Genomic DNA, 25,343 nt, shown 5'->3' with positions numbered 1-25,343 from the left:
TGTGCGCTACGCCGGTTTGCGGGCCAGGAGGAACGCGCGGGGGCGGCTCTCGTCCTCGTGGGGTTCGCGGACGACGCGTGCGCGGGCGTCGAGGCCCGCCTTGGTCAGGTGGTCGGTCACCGTCTCCGGGGTGCGCCAGTGGCAGTCGAGCGCGATCTGCTGTCCGAAGCGTTCCGTGAGGTGTTCGGAGCTGTCGTGGTCGCCGGTCTGGAAGGCGAGCAGCACATGGCCGCCGGGGACCAGGACGCGATGGAACTCCGCGAACGTCGTCGGCAGATGATCGTCGGGGACGTGGATCAGCGAGTAGAGCGCGACGATGCCGCCCAGGGTCTCGTCCGGAAGGTCCAGCGACGTCATCGAGCCCACGTGGAAACGGAGTTCGGGGTACGTCCGGGAGGCCAGCGCCACCATGCGCGGCGACAGGTCGATGCCGAACACCGGCAGCCCGAGGTCGTTCAGGCGGGCGGTCACGGCACCCGGGCCGCTGCCGATGTCGGCCACGGGATGCGGCGCGGCGCCCTTCACCAGGTCGGCGAAGCCGGTGAGCAGGGCCCGGTCCAGGGGCAGGTCGGCCAGATGGTCGGCGTGACGGTCGCTGTACGGGCCCGCTATGGCGTCGTACGAGGTCCGGGTCGCGTGGAGGAAAGCGGGGGTTTCGGGGTTCACGGGGCGCACGCTAGTGGGGGCGGGCGGGGTCGGGGGGCCGGTTTGGCTGACCGCTGCTTGTCCGGTGCCGGTTGTTTCCCGGCTGCCCGGTTGCCGGTCGCGTTCCGGCTGCCCGTTTGCCGGTCGCGGGTGGGCTTGGTGAGTGCGTGCCTGGTGGGGGCCTGGTCGCGGGGGTGTGGAGTGTCGGTTGTGCGCCGGGTGGAGCCGTGGTCGGGGGGCCGTGGGGGCGCGGTCGGGGCGCAGGTCGGGCGGGGTGTGCCGGGCTCGGGCCGCCGTTCCGACAGGTGAACAGAACCGCCGGGGGCGCGGTGGGCGTGGTATCCGTGGAGAGTGGGTAACCGGTATCTCATGATCCACTCGGCCGGAAGTCGGGCGAGTTTACCCATCTCAGTCGAAAGCCATGCGTCTGGCGGCCAGATTTTCTTCCCCTAACAGGTTGAACTTTTGTTGATCGTGGGTCAGTTGGCCACCCGGGCGTCCTACCCTTCAGAGGGTGAAGCAACTGATGTCACTGGAGTCCGAGGCCGATCTCCCCGGGGAAGCCGTGCTCGCCGGCACGCTGCCCGAGGCGCTGCGTGCCGAACTCGTCGCCTTCCGGCGCGACTTGCACATGCACCCGGAGCTGGGCAACCAGGAGTTCCGCACCACCGCGGCCATCAAGGCACGGCTCGAGAAGGCAGGCCTCGCCCCGCGAGTGCTCGCCATCGGGACCGGGCTCGTCTGCGACATCGGTGACCTGGACGGCGTACGCCCCATGCTCGCGCTGCGCGCCGACATCGACGCGCTGCCCATTCCGGACACGAAGAGTGAGTGCTCGTTCCGCTCGACGGTGCCCGACCGGGCGCATGCGTGCGGGCACGATGTGCATACGACCGTCGTGCTGGGCGCCGGGCTCGTGCTGGCCGAGCTGCACCGGCAGGGGAAGCTGCCGCGGCCCGTGCGGCTGCTGTTCCAGCCCGCCGAGGAGGTGCTGCCCGGGGGTGCCGCCGATGCCATCGAGTGCGGCGTGCTGGACGGGGTGGGGCAGATCATCGCCGTGCACTGCGATCCGCGCGTGGACGCCGGGCGGATCGGGCTGCGGGCCGGGGCGATCACGTCCGCTTGTGATCGGCTGGAGATCGCTCTGGACGGGCCGGGTGGGCATACGGCTCGGCCTCATCTGACGACTGATTTGGTCACTGCGGCGGCTCGTGTGATCACCGATGTGCCCGCTCTTGTTTCGCGGCGCGTCGATTCGCGTAGTGGGCTCGCCGTGACCTGGGGGCGGGTCGAGTCCGGGCATGCTCCGAACGTCATTCCGCAGCACGCCGAACTGTCCGGGACCGTGCGGTGCCTGGACATCGAGGCGTGGCGGCAGGCGCCGGACATCGTGCATGCGGCGATCGACGAGATCGCCAATCTGTACCGGGCCAAGTCCGAGATCAACTACGTGCGGGGCGTGCCGCCCGTCGTCAACGACGCGGGCGTCACCGAGCTGCTGCGGGACGCCATGGTCGCGCGGCGTGGTGCCGAGGCTGTGGAGGACACCGAGCAGTCTCTCGGGGGCGAGGACTTCTCCTGGTATCTGGAGCATGTGCCGGGGGCCATGGCGCGGCTCGGGGTGCGGACGCCGGGGGAGCGGACCGTGCGCGATCTGCATCAGGGGGACTTCGACGCCGACGAGTCGGCGATCACGGTGGGGGTGGAGCTGTTCACCGCGGCCGCGTTGCTTGAGGGCGGGGCGTAGGTGGGGCGTAGGTGGGGCGTAGGCGGGGTGTAGGGCGCGCGCCTGGTGGTTCGTTCCGGTTGCGGACGGGGGATCGCGGGGGCAGCCTGAGCGCATGGCGTGCATGTCCGGGTGCCATCACGCTGACGGCACCCCCGGTGCACGGAGCGTGCGGGACCCATGGGGTGCGGTGTCCCCAAGAACACCTTTCGATCCGGTGGTTCACAAGGACGTAACCGGCCATCGGCACGAATGGATAACGGCCACGCGGAACCCCGTTCCCAGGAGGGTCTACGCGCGTTACTCTGCGCCGAACTCAGCACCCACTGCGGGGCTTGGAGAATGGGGAACTTCACGATGCGTCGGATATCCAAACTGACCCGCGTCGCGGTGGGGGTCGCGTCGCTCGCACTCGCCGCGACCGCATGCGGTGGCACCAGCAGTGACAGTGGTGACGAGGCCAAGGAGGATCTGGGTCTCGCCATCGCGTACGACATCGGCGGCAAGGGCGACCAGTCCTTCAACGACGCCGCGTACGCGGGCCTGCAGAAGGCTCAGAAGGAGTTCGGCTACAAGACGGACGACGTCGAGCCGACCGAGGGCGAGACCGATGCGGACAAGGAGCAGCGGCTGTCCTCACTGGCCAAGCAGGGCTACAACCCCGTGATCGGCATCGGGTTCGCCTACGGTCCCGCGATGGAGGCCGTGGCCTCGAAGTACCCGGACACCACGTTCGGCATCGTGGACTCGGTCGTCGAGGGCGACAATGTCGCGTCTCTCGTCTTCGCCGAGGAGCAGGCCTCCTACCTCGCCGGTGTCGCCGCGGCGAAGGCGACGAAGACCAACACGGTTGGCTTTGTCGGCGGTGTCGACATCCCGCTGATCCACAAGTTCGAGGCCGGCTACAAGCAGGGCGTCGCGGAGACCAACCCGAAGGTCAAGGTCGTCTCGCAGTATCTGACGCAGACGGCCGAGGAGGGTGGCTTCTCCAGCCCGGACAAGGGCAAGGCCGCGGCCGAGGGGCAGATCGAGAAGAAGGCCGATGTCGTCTACCAGGCTGCCGGGCTGTCCGGGCAGGGTGTGATCGAGGCTGCGGCGAAGGCCAAGGTGTGGGCGATCGGGGTCGACTCCGACCAGTACAAGCAGGCGGCGCTGGCGCAGTACAAGAACTACATCCTGACGTCGGCTCTGAAGGATGTCGGCGGGGCGGTGTACGCGCTGTCGAAGTCGGTCGAGGACGGTAAGCCGCTGACGGGTGTCCAGACCTTCGACCTGAAGGTGAACGGCGTCGGTCTCGCCGAGAGCAACCCGGAGTTCGCGAAGATCGCGGGTCTGTCGGATGCGGTGGCCAAGGCGAAGGCGGCGATCATCGACGGGTCCATCAAGGTCAAGACCGAGTAGTCGGCGGTCGGGGTGACGTGGAGCGGGCTGGCAGCCGGTTGGGTGCCGGCCCGCTTCGCGTTGTGTGGGGGATGCCTCCCGGCGGGAGGCGCGGGTGGGTGGGGGTGCGCGTAGCGCCTGCTGTGGGGGGTGGGTCGGGGCCGGGGTGGGGGGTGTCCGTCCTCGGTCGGGCGGTTGCCGCTTCTCCGCAGGCACCCCGCGCTGACGCCCGCCGCTGCGGGCGGACACCCCCCACCCCGTCCCCTTCCCGCCGCGCGCGACTGCGGCAGCACGGTGGCACGCCGTCCAGCTGCGGGCAGTCGTGCGGCTGCACGGCAGGCGGCCGTACCGTCCCGTCCGGCTGCGGGCAGGCGGGTGCCCTCCCGGCAGGCGGTTGCATCGTCCCGCCCACGAGTTGCCGCTCCGCCCAGCTGCGAGCTGCCGTCCCGCCCAGCTGCGGGCATGCGTGCCGCCTGGGGCGGCACGGGTGGGCGCAGGCGGCGCCCCGTCAGCGCCGGGCTGCGTGACCCACCCCCGGCCGGCACCGAGGCGCGGCGCCCCGTCAGCGCCGGGCTGGGCGACCGACCCCCGGCCGGCGTCAACTCGCGGCACCCGTCAGCGCCGCCCTCCGCGAAGCGCAGGGCACGGGCGGGTAACAAGGTGGACAGAAGGGGTTTTCAGGCTTGTCTACGCGCGTTAATCTGCGGCGAAGCCAGCGCCGTAGCCGATCCGTCCGGCGCTCGTACGACAGGAGCACCACAACATGCGCCGGGTTTCCCGCCTCGCGGTCGCGGGCGCAGCGACCGCCTCCCTCGCCCTCGTTCTGTCCGCCTGTGGCGGTACGTCCACCTCCGCGTCGTCGGAGTCGGACGGCGACAAGGGTCTCGCCATCGCGTACGACGTCGGCGGCAAGGGCGACCAGTCCTTCAACGACGCCGCGTACGCGGGGCTGGAGAAGGCGAAGAAGGAGTTCGGGTACGAGACGGACGACGTCGAGCCCACGGACGGGGAGACGGACGCCGACAAGGCTCAGCGGCTGGCCTCGCTGGCGAAGCAGGGGTACAACCCGGTGGTTGGGGTTGGGTACGCGTACGCGCCGGCTGTGAAGGAGGTCGCCGAGAAGTATCCGGACACGACGTTCGGCATCGTCGACGACTCCCAGGTCCAGGCGGACAACGTCGCCGACCTGGTGTTCTCCGAGGAGGAGGCCTCCTACCTCGCCGGTGTGGCGGCCGCCAAGAGCACCAAGACCAACACCGTGGGCTTTGTGGGTGGTGTGGATATTCCGTTGATCCACAAGTTCCAGGCCGGCTTCGCGCAGGGCGTCAAGGACACCGACCCGAAGGTCAAGGTTCTGTCGCAGTATCTGACGCAGACCGCGGAGGAAGGCGGCTTCTCCAGCCCCGACAAGGGCAAGTCGGCCGCCGAGGGGCAGATCGAGAAGAAGGCCGATGTTGTGTATGCGGCTGCTGGTCTGTCGGGTCAGGGTGTGATCGAAGCCGCCGCCGCCAACAAGGTGTGGGCGATCGGTGTCGACTCCGACCAGTACAAGCAGGCGGCGCTCGCCACGTACAAGGAATCGATCCTGACCTCGGCGACGAAGGACGTCGCCAAGGCGGTCTACAACCTGGCGAAGTCGGTCGAAGACGGTAAGCCGGAGACCGGTATCGTTCGTGGCGATCTGAAGAGCGGCGAGGTCGGTCTCGCGGACTCCAACCCGAAGTTCGCGGACGACGCCGCCCTCCAGGAAGCCATCCAGACGGCCAAGGAGAAGATCATCAGCGGCGAGATCAAGGTCAAGTCCAGCTGAATATCGAGACCCTGAGCAGCGTGTAACCGCGGGGTTACGTCCGCTCAACGGGGTACGGGGAGGCTTCTCCCCGTACCCCGTTGTCAGCGATGCGTCGGCCCCTTTGAATGCCGTAGGGGCGCTACGCGCGTAGACGACCCCCGTCCCCAGGAGAGTGCGCCATCAACGCGTCCAGCAGCCCTCCGGCCGGCGCGGCGGTCAACGGTCAGGTGACCGCCGTCGAGCTCGCCGGGATCACAAAGCGTTTCCCGGGCGTCGTGGCCAACCACGACATCCACCTCACCGTCCGCAAGGGCACCGTCCACGCCCTCGTCGGAGAGAACGGCGCCGGCAAGTCGACGCTGATGAAGATCCTCTACGGCATGCAGAAGCCGGACGAGGGCACCATCGCGATCGACGGCGAGCAGGTCAGCTTCGGCAGTCCCGCCGACGCCATCGCCCGCGGCATCGGCATGGTGCACCAGCACTTCATGCTCGCCGACAATCTGACGGTTCTTGAGAACGTCGTGTTGGGCAGCGAGAAGCTGTACGGCATTGGGGGCAAGGCCCGGAAGAAGATCAAGGAGATTTCCGAGCGGTATGGGCTGGGGGTGCGGCCCGATGTGCTCGTGGAGGAACTCGGTGTCGCCGCTCGGCAGCGGGTGGAGATTCTGAAGGTCCTGTATCGGGGTGCGACCACTCTGATTCTCGATGAGCCGACCGCCGTGCTCGTGCCGCAGGAAGTCGACGCTCTGTTCGACAACCTGCGTGAGCTGCGGGCCGAGGGGCTGTCGGTCATCTTCATCTCGCACAAGCTGGGCGAGGTGCTGTCGGTCGCCGACGAGATCACCGTCATCCGGCGGGGGACCACCGTGGGGACCGCTGTTCCCGCCGAGACCACCTCGCGTCAGCTCGCCGAGATGATGGTCGGCAGCGAGCTGCCCACGCCGGAGACCGCCGAGTCGACCGTCACCGACCGTCCGGTCATCAGCGTGGAGAAGCTGCGGCTGGAGGCGTTCGGGGGCAAGGCGCTGCTCGACGACATCACCTTCACCATTCACGCCGGTGAGGTGCTCGGTATCGCCGGTGTCGAGGGCAACGGGCAGACCGAGCTGGTCGATGCTCTTATTGGGCTCAAGGCCGCCGACTCCGGGACCATCACGCTGGCGGAGGAAGAGATCACCGGCTGGACGACGCGTAAGCGCCGTGAGCAGGGGATTGGGTATATCCCCGAGGACCGCCATCGGCATGGGCTGCTCCTGGAGGCCCCCCTCTGGGAGAACCGCATCCTCGGGCACGTCACCGAGAAGCCGAACGCCAAGGGCGTATGGCTCGATCCGAAGGCCGCGCAGGAGGACACGCGCCGGATCGTCGAGGCGTACGACGTCCGCACCCCCGGCATCGACGTCACCGCCTCCTCCCTGTCCGGCGGCAACCAGCAGAAGCTGATCGTCGGCCGCGAGATGACCCACAAGCCGCGCTTCCTCATCGCCTCCCACCCCACCCGTGGCGTGGACGTCGGTGCGCAGGCCGCCATCTGGGATCACATTCGCGAGGCGCGGAGGGAGGGGCTTGCGGTGCTGTTGATCTCCGCCGATCTGGACGAGCTGATCGGCCTGTCCGACACCCTCCGCGTGATCTACAACGGCAAGCTGGTCGCCGACGCCGATCCGGCCACCATCACCCCGGAGGAGCTCGGCTCGGCCATGACCGGTGCGGCCACCGGTCATCTGGAGCACGAGGAAACCCCCGAAGACGCCCCCGAGCCCGGCGAAGACGAGGCCCGCTGAAATGAAGAAGTTCGACAAGGAGCGCGTGCTCCTCGCGGTGGCCGGACCGGTCATCGCGCTCGCCGTGGCCTTCGCGCTGAGCTCGATCGTGCTGATCGCCTCGGGCAAGAACCCGGTCGAGCCGTTCACGATCATGTTCGAGCAGATCGGGTTCTCCGACATCCAGGTCCTGGTCATCAACCAGGCCTCGATGTACTACATCGCGGCGCTCGCGGTGGCCATCGGCTTCCGGATGAACCTGTTCAACATCGGCGTCGACGGCCAGTACCAGCTCGCCGCCATGATGGCCGCGATCGTCGGCGCCCACGCCAATCTGCCGGCCGCCCTGCAGATCCCGCTGCTCCTCCTGACCGCCGTCTGCACCGGCGCTTTCTGGTCCGGTATCGCCGGTGTCCTCAAGGTCACCCGGGGCGTCAGCGAGGTCGTCGCGACGATCATGCTGAACGCGATCGCCACCTCCGTCATCGCCTACCTGTGGCTGCCCAACGTCTTCGGCGTGAAGGTCGGCAACAACAACACCACCGGCGAGATGCACGAGTCCGGCTGGGTGCCGGGCATCGACATGGGCGACGCGGGCGAGATCTACGGCCTGGTGATCCTCGCCGTGGTGCTCGGCATCGCCTTCTGGGTCACCCTCAACCGCACCCGGTTCGGCTTCGACCTGCGCGCCTCCGGCGCCTCGGAGACCGCCGCCGCGGCCAGCGGTGTCGATCCCAAGCGCATGGTGCTCACCGCCATGCTGCTCTCCGGCGGCCTCGCCGGTCTCGCGGGCCTGCCGATCCTGCTCGGCGACGCCCACACCTACAACCTCAACTTCCCCACCGGCATCGGCTTCCTCGGTATCGGCATCGCCCTGCTCGGCCGCAACAGCCCGGTCGGCATCGCCTTCGCCGCCCTGCTGTGGGCCTGGCTCGACAAAGCCTCGCCCGAGCTGGACTTCCACGACTACGACAAGGAGATCGCGGTCATCATGCAGGGCCTGATCGTGCTCTCGGTCGTCGTCTCCTATGAAGCCGTACGCGAATGGGGTCTGCGCCGCCAGCAGCGCCGCGTCGGCGCTGAACTGGCCGCCGGTCACGTCCTCGGCGCCACCAACACCACGAAGGAGGTGGCTGGCCGATGACCGCCCCCATCTCGGCGACCGACGTCAACCAGCCCACGCTGCAGCCCGCGGCGCCGACCGGCCGCCGCCTGTCGTGGCCCGTCGTGCTGCTGATCATCGCCGGAGCCCTGGCGCTGACCTCGATCGTCCGCATCATCACCGGCGCCGACGGCATCACCAACGTCAGCCAGATGTCCACCGCGCTCCAGCTCGCCGTGCCGATCGGCCTCGCCGGTCTCGGCGGTCTGTGGGCCGAGCGCGCGGGCGTCGTCAACATCGGCCTCGAGGGCATGATGATCCTCGGCACCTGGTTCGGCGCCTGGGCCGGATTCCAGTGGGGCCCGTGGACCGGTGTCCTCGTCGGCATCATCGGCGGCTGCGTCGGCGGTCTGCTGCACGCCCTCGTCACCATCACCTTCAACGTCAACCACATCGTCTCCGGTGTGGCCATCAACATCCTCGCCCTGGGCGCCACCCGCTATCTCGCGCCCCTCGCCTTCGAGGGCCACGAGGGCGGCTCCGCCAAGCAGTCCCCGGCGGTCGACTCGCTCGGCAACTTCACGGTGCCGGGTCTCTCCGACGGCCTGCGGGACCTCAACGAAAAGGGCTGGTTCTTCATCTCCGACGTCGCCGGACTGCTCGGCGGCCTGATCACCAACGTCTCCTGGCTGACCCTGATCGCCGTCGCGCTGATCCCCGCCACCTGGTGGATCCTGTGGCGTACGGCGTTCGGTCTGCGGCTGCGGTCCTGCGGTGAGAACCCGGTCGCGGCCGAGTCGCTCGGTGTGAACGTCTACAAGTACAAGTACCTGGCCGTCATCATCTCGGGCGGTCTGGCGGGCCTCGGTGGCGTGTTCCTCTCCACCGTCGCCAACCCCTTCTATCTGGAGGGCCAGGTCAGCGGTCGCGGCTACATCGGCCTCGCCGCGATGATCTTCGGCAACTGGATGCCGGGCGGACTCGCCATCGGCGCGGGCCTGTTCGGCTACACCGACAGCCTCAACCTGCGCGGCGGCTCCGAGAACGTCCACGCGCTGCTGCTGCTCGGCGCGCTGCTGCTGCTCATCGGCGCGATCTGGATGGCCGTACGCAAGAAGTACGTCCAGGCGGTCATCACGCTGATCGTCGGCGGCCTGGTGTTCGCCTGGTACGCCGGCACCAACGAGGTCCCCAACCAGGTCGTCTCGGCCACGCCGTACGTCATCACGCTGATCGTCCTCGCGCTGTCCGCCCAGAGGCTGCGCATGCCGAGGGCGAACGGCATGCCGTACCGGAAGGGACAAGGCAAGTGACCGTCGACTGGGAGGCCCTGCGGTCGGTGGCGAGGGACGCCATGTCCCATGCGTACGCCCCCTACTCGGGCTACCCGGTCGGCGTCGCCGCCCTGGTCGACGACGGCCGCACCGTCTCCGGCTGCAATGTCGAGAACGCCTCCTACGGGCTCGGGCTGTGCGCCGAGTGCGGGCTGGTCTCGGAGCTGCAACGCACCGGCGGCGGCCGGCTGACGCACTTCACCTGCGTCGACGGCAAGGGCGACATCCTCGTCCCGTGCGGCCGCTGCCGGCAGCTGCTGTACGAGTTCGGCGGACCGGACCTGCTGATGGAGACACCGGCGGGAATCCTGCCGCTGTCGGAGATGCTGCCGCAGGCTTTCGGGCCCGGGCACCTCACGAAGTAACTCCCGTGCGGCCCCTCTGATCCGGATCGGAGGGGCCGCGCACTTTCTTGCTCTTTTCGGAAGGAACGCCATGGCTGCTTTGTCGACGGATGCCATCTCCGTCATCCGTACCAAGCGGGACCGCGGTGAACTCAGCGACGTGCAGATCGACTGGGTCATCGACGCGTACACCCGCGGGGAGGTCGCCGACGAGCAGATGTCCGCGCTCGCGATGGCGATCCTGCTCAACGGCATGAACCGCCGGGAGATCGCCCGCTGGACGGCCGCGATGATCGCCTCCGGCGAGCGCATGGACTTCTCGACGCTGTCCCGTCCGACGGCCGACAAGCACTCGACGGGCGGGGTGGGTGACAAGATCACGCTGCCGCTCGCTCCTCTGGTCGCGGCGTGTGGGGCCGCTGTCCCTCAGCTGTCGGGCCGCGGGCTCGGCCACACCGGCGGCACGCTGGACAAGCTGGAGTCGATCCCCGGCTGGCGGGCGCTGCTCTCGAACGAGGAGATGCTGTCCGTGCTGGACGGTGCCGGCGCGGTGATCTGCGCGGCGGGCGACGGTCTGGCTCCGGCGGACAAGAAGCTGTACGCCCTGCGCGATGTGACCGGCACGGTCGAGGCGATCCCCCTGATCGCCTCCTCGATCATGTCGAAGAAGATCGCGGAGGGCACGGGCTCGCTCGTCCTGGACGTCAAGGTCGGCACGGGCGCGTTCATGAAGACGATCGAGGACGCGCGGGAACTGGCGTCGACGATGGTGGGCCTCGGGACCGACCACGGTGTGAAGACGGTGGCGCTCCTGACGGACATGTCGACGCCGCTGGGCCTGACGGCGGGCAATGCCCTGGAGGTGCGCGAGTCGGTGGAGGTGCTGGCGGGCGGCGGACCGGCGGATGTGGTGGAGCTGACTCTGGCGCTGGCCCGCGAAATGCTGGACGCGGCGGGCATCCGCGACACCGACCCGGCGAAGGCCCTGGCCGACGGCTCCGCGATGGACGTCTGGCGGCGCATGATCGCGGCGCAGGGCGGCGACCCGGACGCGGAACTGCCGGTGGCGCGCGAGCAGCACGTGGTGAAGGCGAGCGCCTCCGGCGTCCTGACCCGCCTCGACGCCTACGACATCGGCGTCGCCGCCTGGCGCCTCGGCGCGGGGCGTGCCCGCAAGGAGGACCCGGTCCAGGCGGGCGCGGGCGTGGAACTGCACGCCAAGCCGGGAGACACGGTGACCGAGGGCCAGCCCCTGCTGACCCTGCACACGGACACACCGGAACGCTTCGCGTACGCCCTGGAGGCGGTGGAGGGTTCGTACGACGTCTCGGCGGCGGGGACGGACTTCAAGGCGTCGCCGGTGGTGCGGGAGCGTATTGCCTGACGCGCCTGAGCGCTCCGCTGGAAGTGCCGTGGCGGGCCGTCGATAGTCTGCGGCACCATCGTGGCTGGTCGCGCAGTTCCCCGCGCCCCTTCGGGCGCGCCACGCCCTAAAGGGGCCGGAACCTTCGGGCTCCGGCCCCTTTCGCCTGCTCGCCCTCAGCCGAGCAGGGTCGCGACCAGCACCAGGACCGGTACCGAGAGCGCCGTCGACAGCAGGATCGAGTCGCGTGCGAGTCGCTCGGCCACTCGGTATCTCGACGCGTAGGTGAAGAGGTTCTGCGCGGCCGGGAGTGCCGATGTGACCACCACGTCGAGGAGTTGGGCGCCGTGGAGGCCGAAGGCGCCGGCCGCGAGTGCCCAGGCCGCCGCGGGCTGGCCCACCGACTTCAGCGCCACCGACAGCAGGACCAGATGGCGGTCCGGGCCCCGGCCGGGCATCGTGCTGCCGCACAGGGAGATGCCGAAGGCGAGCAGGACGGCGGGGACCGACATGTTGCCGATCAGGGTCACGGGGTCCATGACGGGGGCCGGGACGCGGAGGCCGGTCGCCGAGACCGCGACGCCGGCCAGTGAACCCAGGGCGATCGGATTGCGCAGCGGCGTCAGGAGTCTCAGCCACAGCGGCTCCTTGCCGTCCCGGGCGGTCGACAGGTCCAGCACCGTCAGCGCGACGGGCGTCAGCAGCAGAAGCTGGAACAGCAGCACCGGCGCCACCAGCGAGGCGTCGCCCAGGACGTACACCGCGATCGGGATGCCGAGGTTGCCTGAGTTGACGTAGCTGGAGCACAGCGCGCCGATCGTCGTACGCCCCAGGCCCCAGCCGCGTACGGCACCCACCGCGATGAACACGCCCGCCGCCGCTGCCGTGCTCAGCGCGGTCACCAGCAGGCGGCTGGAGAAGACCACCGACAGGTCGGTCTGCGCGAGGGTGGTGAACAGCAACGCCGGGGACGCCACGTGGAAGGCCAGCTTGGTCAGTACCTCGCGGCCATGCTCGCCGAGGTGGCCGCGGCGGCCGAGCACATAGCCCACCGCGATGACGACCGCGATCACCGCGAAGCCCGTCAGCACCCCCTGCACAGCGCCTCCTCAGCGGTGAGGAAGCCGTGGGGTATCGCCGGAGGTGCTGATTCATGGAGCATGCACCCAACCCTCCGGGGAAGGCGGGACGCAGGTCAATGTGATCCTTCGCGGGCCGCGCGCGGGTGTACGGCAGCCTGCGGTGCGGGTGTGCGGCACGTTGAGCGCGGCGCCCCGATGAGTTACGCCCGCCCGCCCGGTCTACCGCTCGTGGACGCCATGACACCCGCAGTACTCGTGCTGACCGGCCCCGTCACCAGGGACGAGGTGACAGGGCTGTGCGACGACGTGCGGGCGCTGCTGGAGGCGACGGAGACCGGCGTCGTGGTGTGCGACGTCGGCGGGCTCGGACCGCCGGGGCTCGGCACCGTCGACCTGCTGGCCCGGCTGGAACTCGCCGCCCGGCGGGCCGGAGGCCGGATCCGGCTCCGCGATCCAGCCCCCGCCCTACACGCCCTTCTCGACCTGGTCGGCCTCCGCTTCGACATGGAGGGGCAGCCCGAACAGCGGGAACCAGCGTTCGGTGTCCAGGAAGCAGTGGAACCCGGTGATCCGGCCGTCTGATATCTCCAGGACCTGCACCGCCCACGGGGTGAAGCCGCCCTTCTCCGGGTCCGGCTTGTACTGGGCGAAGCCCGGCAGGCCGTTGACCTGGACCGGCACCAGATGGGAGCCGGCGCACGGGGCGCCGAGCGTCGTCATGAAGCCGGTGATGTCCTTGACGCCGGTCAGCCACAGGTCGAACGGCGGCATCGTCATGATCGCGTCCTCGTGCAGCAACGCCGTCAGGGCCGTCATGTCATAGCCCTCGAACGCCGCGACATAGCGCTCCAGGAGCTTCTGCTGCTCCTCGTCCAGCGGGTCGGAGACGGTGGCGTCCGCACCCGGCTGCTCCCGCTCCGCGAGCGTCGCCCGCGCCCGCTGCAGCGCGCTGTTGACCGACGCGACCGTCGTGCCGAGCAGTTCGGCGACCTCGCTCGCCTTCCAGGCCAGGACCTCGCGCAGGATCAGCACCGCGCGCTGCTTGGGCGGGAGTTGCTGGAGGGCGGCCATGAACGCGAGCCGCACGGACTCCTTGGCGATGGCCGCCTCCGCCGGGTCGGCGGTGGTGGGGAGCACGCGGGCGTCCGGCATCGGCTCCAGCCAGGTGTTGTCCGGGCGGGGGGAGAGGGCGGCCTGGGCGAGGGGGGTGGAGTCGGTGAGGTCCATCGGCCGGGCGCGTTTGTTGCCCGCCGTGAGCATGTCCAGGCAGACGTTCGTCGCGATTCTGTAGAGCCACGAGCGGACGCTGGAGCGGCCTTCGAACTTGTCGTAGCTGCGCCAGGCTCGGATGAGGGTGTCCTGCACCGCGTCCTCCGCCTCGAAGCTCGAGCCCAGCATGCGGTAGCAGTAGCCGGTCAGCTCGGTCCGGTGTGCTTCGAGCTTGGTGTCCAGGTCTGTTGTCGTCGTCGTGATGTCGGTCATCGATCGTCCACCCACCCCTGTGGCCGTGCCTGTGTCGTACGCCTCATTGCGTCCAGCACTTCGGAAGCTACCGCAGGGGACTGACAATGGCGTGCGGAGTGGATGAACGTGCAGGTCAGGAGAGTTCGCCCCCGCCGCCCCTACCCGTCCCATCCCTGGGGGCTGCGCCCCCAGACCCCCGCTATCGGCCTGAACGGCCTCGTCCTCAAACGCCGGACGGGCTGAAATGCACGCACCGGCGCTGAGAAGCGCGCCCCCAGCGGGTGGGTGGGGGTTGGGGATGGCGGTTCTCGTCTTTCGAACGCCGGACGGGCTGAAAAACCAGCCCCTCCGGCGTTTGAGGAGCGGGGTACAGGGGGCGGAGCCCCCTGGCGGGGTCGAAGGGGCGGAGCCCCTGGGGGATGGGACGGGTAGGGGCGGCGGGGGCGAGGAAACTCCGTTGCCGGGCCCGGCGTCTCAGTGCGCCGTCGCCGGGTCCCGTCGTGCGGTGACCCTTGCCGCTGCCACGGATCCGAACACCGTGATCGTGACGACTCCCAGCACCGCCAGCAGTCCGACCCCCACCGTCCCGGCCCAGCCCCCCGCGTGGAAGGCGACCGCTCCGGCCGTGCTGCCCGCGCTGGAGCCGATGTAATACGCCGACTGGTACAGGGCCGAAGCCTGGGCGCGGCCCGTGGTCGCCGTCTTGCTGACCGCCGAGGACGCCACCGCGTGGCCCGCGAAGAAGCCTGCCGTGATGAGGACCAGGCCGAGCAGGACCAGGGGGAGGGAGTCCGCGATGGACAGCAGGAGGCCCGTCGCCGTCGTGCCGCCGGCCAGGTACAGCGCACCCCTGCGCCCCAGCCGGCCCACCAGGCGCCCGGCCGTGGACGCCGACACCGTGCCGACCAGGTAGACCAGGAAGATGGAGCCGACGATGCCCTGCGGGAGGCTGAACGGCTGCTCGGTCAGGCGGTAGCCGATCACCGTGTACACGCCGCCGAAGACGGTCATGAACAGCGCGCCGATCGCGTACAGACGGCACAGCAGCGGGTCGGCGAGGTGATCGCGCACCGTGCGGGCCAGCACCCGGGGCCGCAGCGAGCCCTGCCGGAAGTGCTTCGGGGAGGGAAGCAGCAGGCGGAACGCCACCGCGCAGGCCACGGCGAGCGCGCCGATCACGCCCACCGCGACCCGCCAGCCCCACTCCTGCGCGACCCACCCGGTGATGACCCGGCCGCTCATCCCGCCGACGCTGTTGCCCGCGACGAACAGACCGATGGCGGTCACCAGCGCCCTGGGCCGGACCTCCTCCGCCAGATACGCCGTCGCGGAGGCCGGAAGCCCTGCCAGCGCCGCGCCCTGCAACGCCCGCAGCGCGACCAGCGCGGGCAGCGAAGGGGCGAACGGGACCAGCATCCCGACCGTCACCGCCACCACCAGCGACGCCGTCATCACCGTACGACGGCCATAACGCTCCGACAGCGCGCTCATCGGAAGGACGAACAGCGCCAGACCACCCGTCGCCGCCGCCACCGTCCAGCTCGCGTCGCTCGCCGTCACACCGAACTCGCCGGAGATCAGGGGGAGGAGGGCCTGCGTGGAGTACAGCAGCGCGAAGGTCGCCACGCCCGCGAGGAACAGGGCGAAGCTCATCCGGCGGTAGCCGGGCCCGCCCGGAGCCATACGGGAGTCGGAGGAGACGGCGGGAACAACGGAGTCGGCGCCCACGGTGGTGGACGCCTCGGTACTGGCAGCAGGCATGCCTCGAACGTAAAGACCCCGCACTCATCCGTCCAATGCATGGAATCGGCATAATCGTTCCCATGGTGCATCAGCAGAGGTCACAGGCCCGCCTGTCACCGTCCAGTGACACAGAAGACATGACAGACATGACAGACATGACGATGCTGCTCGCTCCCCGCCTCGCCTACTTCGCCGGCGTCGCGCGGACCGAGCATGTGACCCGGGCCGCGCAGGAGATGAATGTCCCGCAGTCCACCCTCTCCCGTGCCATGGTCCGCCTCGAACAGGACCTGGGCGTCGACCTGTTCGCCCGCCGCGGTCGTACGGTGTCCCTGACCCCCGCCGGCCGCACCTTCCTCACCTCCGTCGAGCGCGCCCTCGCCGAGATCGAGCGCGCCGCCGACGAGGTGCGCGCCGACGCCGATCCGGCCGCCGGCAAGGTCGCGTTCGGGTTCCTGCACACCATGGGGTGGGAGACCGTCCCCGGCCTCATCAGCGCCTTCCGCGCCGACCATCCCCGCGTCCGCTTCAGCCTCGTCCAGAACTACGGCGAGGCGATGATCGAGCGGCTGCGCGCGGGAGAACTCGACCTCTGTCTCACCTCACCCGTCCCCGACGCCCCCGACCTCGTAGCCCGCCGCCTCGACGAACAGAAGCTCCGCCTCGTCGTCCCCGCCGACCACCGCCTCGCCACCCGCAAACGCATCCGCCTCGCCGAGGCCGCCGACGAAACCTTCGTCACCCTCGAACCCGGCTACGGCCTCCGCCGCATCACCGACGACCTCTGCAAGGAGGCCGGCTTCAAGCCCCGAATCGCCTTCGAGGGAGAGGAGGCGGAGACTCTGCGCGGGCTCGTCGCCGCCGGGCTGGGGGTGGCACTCCTCCCGCCGCCGGCAGTGCCGCGCCCGGGCGTCGTAGAACTGACGGTCACAGCCCCAAGAGCAGCACGAGAAATCGGCGTGGCGTGGCTCGACGGCCACCCGGACACCCCCCCAGTGGCGGCGTTCAAGAGGTTCCTGCTGTCAAAGAGAGGGAACTTGCTCCCCACCTAGCCGCATCGCCCCTCAGGGGCGCGGGGAACTGCGCGACCAGCCACAACGAACCCGCAGCCCGAAGCCCACCCACACCCCCGCGGCGCTACCGCCTCAAAGACCGACCGAACCCTGAAGCCAACGGCATGCGCAACCCCAAAGGCGGCGGAGCCGCAAACGCATCCTCAACCGGCCGCGAAAACGCTCGCCCGAACAACACCCCCATGACGAAGTCCTCCGCAAGAGACAGGACTTCATCCCGATGCTGCTGCAAGCCATGACGATCGGAGTGCACTTCGAACCGGCACACGTCCCGGTTGGACTTCTTCGCCCGCTCCGCGAGCCGGAACGACAACTCAGGGTCCGTGCGCTCGTCGTTCGTGCCGTGCACGATCATCACCCGCCGCCCGGCGAGCTGCTTCACCGGTTCGGGCGGCGCGGCCACGTCGTCCTCCGGCAGCCAAGGGCCGAGCGCCAGTACGGAGTTGACGGTGTCGTGCCCGGCCGCGCGCAGGGCCGCCCGGCCGCCCATGTCGATGCCGGCGAGGCAGACGGGGACGTCGCCGTAGCGTCGTACGACCTCGCTGGCCGCCCAGGACGCGTCGCGGGCGAGATGCGCCTCGCTGCCGTTCCAGCCGCGGTAGCGGTAGTGCACGACGTGGGTCACGAGCCCCTCGTCGCGGCCCGCGCGTGCCAGACGGCGGCCCAACGCCCGTACGGACGCGGCTGCCAGCATCGGGGAGGGCCGGCGGCCGGAGACCTCGTCGCCGCCGGGGAGCAGCAGCACCGCCCCGCCGACCGCCGTCGGCTCCGGGCCGAGCGTCCTCCCCAGCCGGGCCGTGCGAACCGGCGTCGCTTGCTGTGCCATGACAGAACAGTGTCAGAAGTGGGGGTGTACGCGACCCTGCCGCACGGTCACCGTTGCGTATCGACGGATTCGCGCGACGCGCGATCTACGCGCGTAGGAGTTAGAGTGCGAAAATGACGAGCCAGACTGCCCCGATGGGAAACACACCGAGCTCGGACCAGATCCGCCGGGCACCGAAGGTTCTGCTGCACGACCACCTCGACGGCGGGCTGCGCCCCGGCACGATCGTCGACCTCGCCCGTGCTTCGGGCTACTCCCAACTGCCCGAGACCGACCCGGACAAGCTCGGCGTCTGGTTCCGGGAATCCGCCGACTCCGGTTCCCTGGAGCGGTACTTGGAGACCTTCTCCCACACCGTCGGCGTCATGCAGACCCGTGAGGCGCTCGTCCGGGTCGCCGCCGAGTGCGCCGAGGACCTCGCCGAGGACGGTGTCGTGTACGCGGAGGTGCGGTACGCGCCCGAGCAGCACCTTGAAGGCGGGCTCACCCTCGAAGAGGTCGTCGAGGCCGTCAACGAGGGCTTCCGGGAAGGCGAGCGGACCGCCCGCGCGAACGGCCACCGCATCCGCGTCGGCGCCCTGCTCACCGCCATGCGGCACGCCGCCCGCGCTCTGGAGATCGCCGAACTCGCCAACCGTTACCGCGACTTGGGCGTCGTCGGCTTCGACATCGCCGGCGCCGAGGCCGGCTACCCGCCCACCCGGCACCTGGACGCCTTCGAGTACCTCAAGCGCGAGAACAACCACTTCACCATCCACGCCGGCGAGGCCTTCGGGCTGCCGTCCATCTGGCAGGCCCTCCAGTGGTGCGGCGCCGACCGGCTCGGACACGGGGTGCGGATCATCGACGACATCCAGGTGCACGCCGACGGCTCGGTGAAGCTCGGGCGGCTCGCCTCGTACGTACGGGACAAGCGCGTCCCGCTGGAGCTGTGCCCCAGCTCCAATCTGCAGACCGGCGCGGCGGCGTCGTACGCCGAGCACCCCATCGGGCTGCTGCGGCGGCTGCATTTCCGGGCCACGGTGAACACCGACAATAGGCTGATGTCCCACACCAGTATGAGCCGGGAATTCGAGCACCTAGTCGAGGCATTCGGGTACACCCTCGACGACATGCAATGGTTCTCGGTCAATGCTATGAAGTCAGCATTCATTCCTTTCGATGAACGGCTGGCGATGATCAATGACGTCATCAAGCCGGGATACGCCGAGCTGAAGTCCGAATGGCTGTTCCGTGAAAACGCTTCCACCAGCGGTTCTACGGCATCCGAGGGCTGATCGGGGGTTGATCTCGGACTGTTTCGGGGCGTCAGCGCACACGAAATTCTGACGGAATTCACAACCCGCCCGCATTTCGGTGTTTGCGGTGGGCGGCGGGGGGTGTTTACGGTTGTGAACATATCCCCGTCGGCCCTATTCAAGGACGCATTCACGATGAAGCAGTCTGCTGCCAAGACCCTCGGTGTCGCCGCGCTCGGTGCCGCCTTCGCCGCAGCCGGAACCGGCGCCGCGCACGCCGCCCCGGCCGTCGTTCCGGACACCGGGTCGGTGGTGAACACCGCAAAGATGGTCACCGCGGCGCTGCCGGCGGAGGACGTCTCCAAGACCCTGCCGGCCGGCGAGAAGGAGCGCGGCGTCGAGGGGGCGTACGTGCTCACCCCGGTCACCGGCCCCACCCTCGCCGGATGGGCCCTGGCCCAGGGCCTCACCTCCCCGGCCTCCCTGCTGCTCGGCGGGATGCCGGTGCAGGCCGTGCCGGTCCAGGCGGTGCCGGTGGGCTGAGCCAAGCCCACGAAGCGCGCCGGTGGGGCGCACCCCGTTACTCGGGGTGCGCCCCATCGGCGTTGATGCGCAAGGCGCTTACCAGTGCGCCAGGGGCTTACCAGGACGCGCGGGCCTTCCCCTCCGAGGGTAGGAAGATCCACAGCGCGATGTAGAGCAGGAACTGCGGGCCCGGCAGCAGACAGGACAGGACGAAGATCACGCGCATCGTGGTCGCGGAGGTGCCGAAGCGCCGTGCCAGCGCAGCGCACACTCCGCCGATCATGCGGCCGTTGGTGGGGCGGGCAAGGGCGGTCATTGCGGCTCCTTCGTGAGCGTTGGTGTGAGGCCCTCTGTGGTGGCCTCGTCTGTCTTCAACGCTACGGCGACGAAGGGGGCAAAGCGTCGCTCTACGGTGCGATCCCGACCCTGGGAATCGTCGGGGTGCGACCCTGAGCCGGCTCCTCCTGGCGGACGGTCGTACGCCGTTTGCGCTCGGTCCTGCGGCGGAGCGCCAGGCGGCCCGCCGGGACCAGCGTCAGATGCGCGAGGGCGACGCCCACCGTGTTCAGCAGGAGCGAGTCGACGTCGACGATCTGGCCGGGCACGCCGGTCTGCAGGAGTTCGATGCCGAGCGAGATCAGGGCGCCCGCGGTGATCGTACGGACCAGGGAGCCGAGCGGGGAGGCGAGGAGTCTGCCGTGGGCCAGCGGGAGCAGCACGCCCAGCGGCGCGAGGAGCGCGAGCCCCTCGCCGATGCGCCGGGCCGCCTCCGGCCAGCCCAGCGCCAGATCGGCGCGGATGCCGGCGAACGGACGCAGATTGGCGGGCATCACCCAGGGGACGTCCAGCGGACGCAGCGTGAGCCAGGCGACGAACGCGAGGTGTGCGGCGAGGAGGACACCCCCTGCCACACGGATGCGAATCGCGGCGCCGCCGCCGATGGAGCCTTCACGCTGCACGCCCCCCTAGACGCGGCCCTCTGCACGATCGGTTCCGCAATGTCGACACACAGATGTATGAGGCATGCGACACACCCCTTTTTTCGAGGCTCGGTTCGCCTCCGGGGCGCCAAAGCCTGTGTCGAGAGGCCGATCGTGCTCGACCCTTCGGGCCTCCGCGCGTTCGGCCTCTCGACACAGGCGCGCCCCTTCGGCTCACTCGCCGGTCGGGACAGTGGCCCTGCGGATCGGGCTACTCGCCGCCCGTGACCCCCGTCGAAGGCGGCGCCTGCGTGCCCGGCCTCGAGCGGACCTCGGCGGTGCACTCGTAGCGCTGTACGGGCTCGGTGTCCGGGCCGCCGAGGATGACCGAGCCGTCGCCCTCGGCCGCGGCGGAGTCGGAGAGGGTGCAGACGGTCTGTGCGAGGGCGTAGGAGGTGAGGTCCTCGGGCGGGGTGCTCAGCCGCAGCGCGTCCTCCGGGTCGCCGGGGCGCGGGCCGTCGACGGTCATGCCGCCGCGTACATCGGTGGTGTACCCGGCCTCCTTCTCGGCCGCCGACGGAGTCTGCGCCAGCTCGTCGAGGAGTTCCTGCGCCACCAGCACCCGCCGCTCGGAGTCCACGGCGCCGTCGGGCACCCGTACGGTCCGGTCGACGGCCACCAGGGACGACCGGCACAGCAGGAAGACCTGGACCGGCAGCCCGCGCGAGGCCTGCGTCGAGACGTCCTGCTCGGTCTGCGCGCACTGCACACGCGACGGCGCGGGCCCGAAGTCCGTCGGCACCTCGGTGGCCCGGATCCCGCACCCGGCCAGCAGCACGGCGAGCACGGGAACGGCCGCCCATCGGCGTACGGTCATCAGGCCTCGCCCTCCGCGCGCTTGCCGTTCTTCTTCTCGTCGGTCTCCTGCGCCGTCAGCTCCGACGCGTCCCGCGGCAGCGACAGCGTGAACACCGCACCGCCCTCGGGGGAGTTGGCGGCGGTGATCGCGCCGCCGTGGATGTGCGCGCTCTCCATGGCGATGGACAGGCCGAGCCCGCTGCCTTCGGAGCGCGGCCGGGAGGCGCTCGCCTTGTAGAAGCGGTCGAAGACGTGCGGCAGGACGTCCTCGGGGATGCCGGGCCCGTGGTCGCGCACCTCGATGACGACGTCCTCGACGGCCTCACGCACCGACACCTGCACCGGCGACCCGCCGTGCTTGAGCGCGTTGCCGATCAGGTTCGCCATGATCACGTCCAGGCGGCGCGGGTCGAGCCGGGCGTGGATGCCGCGCTCGGCGTTCAGCTCCACCGCGTCCAGCCAGGCCCGCGCGTCGATGCAGGCGGTGATCTGGTCGGCGATGTCGACGTCGTCCAGGACGAGCCGAGCGGTGCCCGCGTCGAAGCGGGTGACCTCCATCAGGTTCTCGACCAGGTCGTTCAGCCGCCGCGTCTCACTGACGACGAGCCGTACGGCGGGCTCGATCATCGGGTCCATCGACCCGGACTCCGCCTCCAGCTCCTCCTCCAGGATCTCCGTCACGGCGGTGATCGCGGTGAGCGGCGTACGGAGTTCATGGCTCATGTCCGCGACGAACCGCCGGGACGAGTCCTCCCGCGCGGCCATCTCGGCGACCCGCTTCTCCAGCGCTTCTGCCGCGTCGTTGAACGTCCTTGACAGATCGGCCAGTTCATCGGTCCCGGACACCCTCAGCCGGGTGTCCAGCTTGCCCTCGCCGAGCCGCCGGGCGGCGACCCCGAGCCGGTGCACGGGCTTGAGTACGGTCGTGGCGGCGGCCTGCGCGAGCAGCGCGGAGCCGATCAGCGCCAGGCCCGTGGCGATCCCCAGCGACCAGGCGAGGGAGTTGAGGTCCTTCGCCTCCGGCTCCAGCGACTTGAGCATGTAGCCGGTCGGCCCGCCGCCGATCACCTTCGTGCCGGCCACCAGATAAGGGGTGCCGTCCTCGACGGTGCGCTGCCAGTACAGGTGGTACGCGTACTTGTTGTTCGCGTTGACCTCCTGCTCCTTGTTCACCGCCGTACGCAGCGACTTGGGCACGTCCTGGAGCGCGAAGCCGTCCAGGGCGCCGGAGTTGCCGTACACCGTCCGGCCGTTGTCGTCCTGGGCGACGAGCAGCACGCTGAAGCGCTGGCTGCTGTTCGCCATCTGGCCCGCGGTGTGCTGCAGTTCGTCCTGGGTGGGGTGCTCGGGCAGGGCGCCCGCGCGGTTCTGCATCTCCTGCTGGAAGTCGGCCAGCACGGCGTCCTGGGTGCGGGTGAGCACCGCCTCGCGGTTGAGCCAGTACGCGATCGCGGACGCGGACACCGCGGCGGTCAGCGCGACCAGACCGAAGACGACGACCAGCCGCAGCCGCAGACTGGTGAAACGCAGCCGGGCCACCTGTCGTGCGCGTGCCGCGGCCCAGCCGCGGAAGCCCCCGTGCGCTGGTGTCACTGAGGACTGTCCAGCCGGTAGCCGACGCCGCGCACCGTCCGGATCAGCGTCGGGGACGACGGCACGTCCTCCACCTTCGCCCGCAGCCGCTGCACACAGGCGTCCACCAGCCGTGAGTCACCGAGGTAGTCGTGCTCCCACACCAGCCGCAGCAGCTGCTGCCGGGACAGCGCCTGACCGGGCCGCCGGCTCAGCTCGAGGAGCAGCCGCAGCTCGGTCGGCGTGAGCTGGAGATCCTCGCCGTTCTTCGTCACGGTCATCGCCGCCCGGTCGATCACCAGGCTGCCGAAGGTCGCCGCATCGTTCGCCTCCCGCTCCCCGCGCCGCAGCACGGCCCGGATCCGGGCGTCGAGCACCCGTCCCTGCACGGGTTTGACGACATAGTCGTCCGCGCCGGACTCCAGCCCGACGACGATGTCGATGTCGTCACTGCGCGCGGTGAGCAGGATGATCGGCAGCTGGTCCGTGCGCCGGATGCGCCGGCACACCTCGAAGCCGTCGATGCCGGGCAGCATCACGTCCAGCACGATCAGGTCCGGCCGCTGCTCGCGCAAGAGCTTCAGACCGTCCTCACCGGTGGCAGCGGTGGCAACCCGATGTCCCTGGCGCGTCAGTGACAGCTCCAGGGCCGTACGGATGGCGTCGTCGTCCTCGATCAGCAACAGGGAAGGCACGCGCTCATTCTGGCCCATGCGGGGCTGGGGTTTCGACACTTGTACGGGTCCGTGCACGTAGCGCTGTTTTCCGTGATCGGACTGTGAGGTACCTGTCACAGGCCCCTGTGACAGGTCTGTGACAGTCGGCGGACACGGCCATGAAGTCGGCTCGGCAAGCTTTTGGGCACAGGCAAGGAAGCGAGGCCGCAGACCAGGCCGAGCGAGAACGAACACCGGGAAGTCCACGACGGGGGGCGCGAGATGAACACGCTGCACAGCACGAGCGCAAGCGCAGTTGTCACGCGTCTGCACGACGTGAACGGGGGCCGGGGTTCCGAGAAGTCCGGTGCCGTGAGCGGGCGGGGGTGCGCTCGCGGCACCGGGCGTCAGCACACCGCGTACATGACGGTGGTTGACGGTCTCACGGGGGAAACACACGGGGGAACCGCGTACGGGGAGGACTCGGGGGAGCGTCGGCGCTCGCTGTCGGAGGCGGAGTTCACCGCCTACGTCCAGGAGCGCCGCGCCTCCCTGTACGCAACCGCCTACCACCTCACCGGCGACCGCTTCGAGGCCGAGGACCTGCTGCAGAGTGCGCTGTTCTCGACGTACCGGGCGTGGGACCGGATCAGTGACAAGGCCGCGGTCGGGGGCTACCTCCGCCGCACCATGACCAACCTGCACATCAGCGCGTGGCGCCGCCGCAAGCTGAACGAATACCCGACCGAGGAACTGCCGGAGACGCCCGGCGACACGGACGCGATGCGCGGCACGGAACTGCGCGCGGTCCTGTGGCAGGCGCTGGCCCGGCTGCCCGAACTCCAGCGGACGATGCTGGTCCTCCGTTACTACGAGGGCCGCACCGACCCGGAGATCGCGGAGATCCTCGACATCAGTGTCGGCACGGTGAAGTCCAGCATCTGGCGCTCCCTGCGCCGGCTGCGCGAGGACGAGGTCCTCAGCTTCGGCCGTGACGAGGAGGAGTCCTTCGGGGAGCTTGTCGCCTGAAGGTCTGGGGGGAAGCAAGTAACGGGGTAGCACGGGGGAACGGTTCCGGGGGGAACCAACGGGGTCACGGGGGAAGCACCACGGGGATCACGGGGGAGCACAAAAGGAGCGGGACTGGTGGGCCGGGGGGTCCGTCCAGTCCCGCTTTCGTGCGTGCGGCATTCGTGTGTGCGGTACGAGGCCTCGACCGCGCCTAGACGGCCGTACGAGCCGTCGCGCACCGCCCGGCCGCCGCGTCCGCCAGCCGCCCCATCGCCTCGTCGCGGTCGCAGGCGTACGCGCCCAGCGCGGTCTGCCGGGCCACGATGGACCGCTCGGCGCGCATCAGCCGCCAGCCCCGCCGCAGCAGGAACGGCACGGACTTGCGCCCCTCCTTGAGGTCCCGCAGGAAACGGCGCCGGAAGGTCCTGACCGGTCCGCGGCTCAGACACAGCGCGTCGGCCAGGACGCCGAGCTCACGGCAGCGTGTGACGATCTCGGCGGCGAAGATGCCCTCCGCGATGAACAGCGGGGTGCGCCCGATGTCGACGGTCTCCGCGCCGGTGCGGGCGCTGCGGGCGATGTCGTACAGCGGGACGTCCGTACGACCCGTGCGGCACAGCTCCGCGATGGCGGCGACGGCGGTGTCCGCGTCCCAGGAGTCGGGATGGTCCCAGTCGATGTCGGAGCTCCCGAGGACCTGCGGCAGCGTCGGGTCGTCGCCCTCCTTGTAGAAGTCGTCGAGCCGCAGCACCGGAAGGCCGGAGCGGGCGGCGAGCAGGGACTTGCCGGAGCCGGAGGGGCCGCAGAGCAGCACGACTCGCGTCGGTATGGCGGGTTGGGAGCTCACGGGAGACCAGTGTGGCATTCACTTGCCGTTCATCGAAGCCCGCGGGTCGGCTTTACCGCGTGCGTCACACCTCGAC

At 69.9% G+C, this 25,343-nt stretch carries 24 protein-coding genes; 13 read left to right on the top strand and 11 right to left on the bottom strand.

All coding sequences use genetic code 11. The annotated features are described in order from the left end of the window. Nucleotides 1-6: 6 nt before the first annotated feature. Nucleotides 7-666, bottom strand: coding sequence for a class I SAM-dependent methyltransferase (locus tag KCH48_RS30110; RefSeq protein ID WP_210578067.1), 660 nt, complete (start codon nucleotides 664-666; stop codon nucleotides 7-9). A 505-nt stretch (nucleotides 667-1,171) separates the two neighbouring features. On the opposite strand from KCH48_RS30110, the gene KCH48_RS30105 reads away from it, so the two are divergent. The 8 genes from KCH48_RS30105 (at nucleotide 1,172) to KCH48_RS30070 (ending at nucleotide 11,473) form a co-directional block, all read left to right on the top strand. Beyond that, on the top strand, nucleotides 1,172-2,392 hold the full coding sequence (locus KCH48_RS30105) for a M20 family metallopeptidase (protein ID WP_210578265.1): 1,221 nt from the start codon (nucleotides 1,172-1,174) through the stop codon (nucleotides 2,390-2,392). A 336-nt stretch (nucleotides 2,393-2,728) separates the two neighbouring features. Beyond that, nucleotides 2,729-3,772: a BMP family protein gene (locus KCH48_RS30100; RefSeq protein WP_210578066.1), complete on the top strand. Its 1,044-nt coding sequence runs from the start codon at nucleotides 2,729-2,731 to the stop codon at nucleotides 3,770-3,772. 742 nt (nucleotides 3,773-4,514) lie between these two features. Then, a complete protein-coding gene (locus KCH48_RS30095; RefSeq protein ID WP_210578065.1) occupies nucleotides 4,515-5,561 on the top strand; it encodes a BMP family protein in 1,047 nt (348 codons plus the stop codon). A gap of 209 nt (nucleotides 5,562-5,770) precedes the next feature. Next, on the top strand, nucleotides 5,771-7,330 hold the full coding sequence (locus tag KCH48_RS30090) for an ABC transporter ATP-binding protein (protein ID WP_210578064.1): 1,560 nt from the start codon (nucleotides 5,771-5,773) through the stop codon (nucleotides 7,328-7,330). A 1-nt stretch (nucleotide 7,331) separates the two neighbouring features. Further along, nucleotides 7,332-8,453 (top strand): ABC transporter permease, encoded by a 1,122-nt coding sequence (locus KCH48_RS30085; protein ID WP_210578063.1) that lies wholly within the window; start codon nucleotides 7,332-7,334, stop codon nucleotides 8,451-8,453. Then, a complete protein-coding gene (locus KCH48_RS30080) occupies nucleotides 8,450-9,724 on the top strand; it encodes an ABC transporter permease (RefSeq protein WP_210578062.1) in 1,275 nt (424 codons plus the stop codon). Before KCH48_RS30085 ends, KCH48_RS30080 begins: the two co-directional genes overlap by 4 nt. Continuing rightward, the gene (locus KCH48_RS30075) at nucleotides 9,721-10,110 is read left to right on the top strand and encodes a cytidine deaminase (RefSeq protein ID WP_210578061.1); all 390 of its coding nucleotides are present in this window, start codon (nucleotides 9,721-9,723) and stop codon (nucleotides 10,108-10,110) included. Before KCH48_RS30080 ends, KCH48_RS30075 begins: the two co-directional genes overlap by 4 nt. A gap of 70 nt (nucleotides 10,111-10,180) precedes the next feature. Further along, nucleotides 10,181-11,473 (top strand): thymidine phosphorylase, encoded by a 1,293-nt coding sequence (locus tag KCH48_RS30070; protein ID WP_210578060.1) that lies wholly within the window; start codon nucleotides 10,181-10,183, stop codon nucleotides 11,471-11,473. A 155-nt stretch (nucleotides 11,474-11,628) separates the two neighbouring features. Here KCH48_RS30070 and KCH48_RS30065 read toward each other — a convergent pair whose 3' ends face one another. Beyond that, on the bottom strand, nucleotides 11,629-12,552 hold the full coding sequence (locus tag KCH48_RS30065) for an AEC family transporter (RefSeq protein ID WP_210578059.1): 924 nt from the start codon (nucleotides 12,550-12,552) through the stop codon (nucleotides 11,629-11,631). Between the two features lie 177 nt (nucleotides 12,553-12,729). Between KCH48_RS30065 and KCH48_RS30060 the strand changes: the two genes are divergently transcribed. Then, nucleotides 12,730-13,116 (top strand): STAS domain-containing protein, encoded by a 387-nt coding sequence (locus KCH48_RS30060; protein WP_210578263.1) that lies wholly within the window; start codon nucleotides 12,730-12,732, stop codon nucleotides 13,114-13,116. On the opposite strand, the gene KCH48_RS30055 is transcribed toward KCH48_RS30060, so the two are convergent. Then, nucleotides 13,000-14,016, bottom strand: coding sequence for a sigma-70 family RNA polymerase sigma factor (locus KCH48_RS30055; protein WP_210578058.1), 1,017 nt, complete (start codon nucleotides 14,014-14,016; stop codon nucleotides 13,000-13,002). The genes KCH48_RS30060 and KCH48_RS30055 overlap by 117 nt on opposite strands. Before the next feature lie 456 nt (nucleotides 14,017-14,472). After that, complete coding sequence (locus KCH48_RS30050; protein ID WP_210578057.1) at nucleotides 14,473-15,759, bottom strand: MFS transporter; 1,287 nt, start codon at nucleotides 15,757-15,759, stop codon at nucleotides 14,473-14,475. A 62-nt stretch (nucleotides 15,760-15,821) separates the two neighbouring features. Between KCH48_RS30050 and KCH48_RS30045 the strand changes: the two genes are divergently transcribed. Further along, a complete protein-coding gene (locus tag KCH48_RS30045; RefSeq protein WP_210578056.1) occupies nucleotides 15,822-16,793 on the top strand; it encodes a LysR family transcriptional regulator in 972 nt (323 codons plus the stop codon). Between the two features lie 85 nt (nucleotides 16,794-16,878). On the opposite strand, the gene KCH48_RS30040 is transcribed toward KCH48_RS30045, so the two are convergent. Next, nucleotides 16,879-17,640: an alpha/beta hydrolase gene (locus KCH48_RS30040; protein WP_210578055.1), complete on the bottom strand. Its 762-nt coding sequence runs from the start codon at nucleotides 17,638-17,640 to the stop codon at nucleotides 16,879-16,881. Between the two features lie 113 nt (nucleotides 17,641-17,753). Here KCH48_RS30040 and KCH48_RS30035 point away from each other — a divergent pair, with 113 nt between their 5' ends. Continuing rightward, nucleotides 17,754-18,917 carry an adenosine deaminase gene (locus KCH48_RS30035; protein ID WP_210578054.1) on the top strand — a complete coding sequence of 388 codons (1,164 nt, stop codon included), beginning with the start codon at nucleotides 17,754-17,756 and terminating at the stop codon, nucleotides 18,915-18,917. 156 nt (nucleotides 18,918-19,073) lie between these two features. Further along, nucleotides 19,074-19,421 carry an ATP-binding protein gene (locus tag KCH48_RS30030; RefSeq protein ID WP_210578053.1) on the top strand — a complete coding sequence of 116 codons (348 nt, stop codon included), beginning with the start codon at nucleotides 19,074-19,076 and terminating at the stop codon, nucleotides 19,419-19,421. 97 nt (nucleotides 19,422-19,518) lie between these two features. On the opposite strand, the gene KCH48_RS30025 is transcribed toward KCH48_RS30030, so the two are convergent. From KCH48_RS30025 to afsQ1, 5 genes are all read right to left on the bottom strand, one after another. After that, nucleotides 19,519-19,719 (bottom strand): PspC domain-containing protein, encoded by a 201-nt coding sequence (locus tag KCH48_RS30025; protein WP_210578052.1) that lies wholly within the window; start codon nucleotides 19,717-19,719, stop codon nucleotides 19,519-19,521. A 91-nt stretch (nucleotides 19,720-19,810) separates the two neighbouring features. Beyond that, nucleotides 19,811-20,362, bottom strand: coding sequence for a VanZ family protein (locus tag KCH48_RS30020; protein WP_210578051.1), 552 nt, complete (start codon nucleotides 20,360-20,362; stop codon nucleotides 19,811-19,813). A 232-nt stretch (nucleotides 20,363-20,594) separates the two neighbouring features. After that, on the bottom strand, nucleotides 20,595-21,200 hold the full coding sequence (locus KCH48_RS30015) for a hypothetical protein (protein WP_210578050.1): 606 nt from the start codon (nucleotides 21,198-21,200) through the stop codon (nucleotides 20,595-20,597). Continuing rightward, entirely contained in the window at nucleotides 21,200-22,774 is a 1,575-nt protein-coding gene (locus KCH48_RS30010; RefSeq protein WP_210578049.1) for a HAMP domain-containing sensor histidine kinase, read from the bottom strand. The genes KCH48_RS30015 and KCH48_RS30010 overlap by 1 nt, the downstream gene beginning before the upstream one ends. Next, complete coding sequence (gene afsQ1 / locus KCH48_RS30005) at nucleotides 22,771-23,448, bottom strand: two-component system response regulator AfsQ1 (RefSeq protein ID WP_159027094.1); 678 nt, start codon at nucleotides 23,446-23,448, stop codon at nucleotides 22,771-22,773. Before afsQ1 ends, KCH48_RS30010 begins: the two co-directional genes overlap by 4 nt. 243 nt (nucleotides 23,449-23,691) lie before the next feature. On the opposite strand from afsQ1, the gene KCH48_RS30000 reads away from it, so the two are divergent. Beyond that, entirely contained in the window at nucleotides 23,692-24,438 is a 747-nt protein-coding gene (locus tag KCH48_RS30000) for a SigE family RNA polymerase sigma factor (RefSeq protein WP_210578048.1), read from the top strand. Between the two features lie 193 nt (nucleotides 24,439-24,631). Here KCH48_RS30000 and KCH48_RS29995 read toward each other — a convergent pair whose 3' ends face one another. Then, a complete protein-coding gene (locus KCH48_RS29995; protein ID WP_246886105.1) occupies nucleotides 24,632-25,285 on the bottom strand; it encodes a uridine kinase in 654 nt (217 codons plus the stop codon). Nucleotides 25,286-25,343: the final 58 nt, after the last annotated feature.

The organism is Streptomyces sp. GESEQ-4, from assembly GCF_017948455.1.
GTDB lineage: Bacteria > Actinomycetota > Actinomycetes > Streptomycetales > Streptomycetaceae > Streptomyces.
The sequence above is the reverse complement of the archived record's forward strand: the minus strand, read 5'-3'. Positions and strand labels throughout refer to the sequence as shown.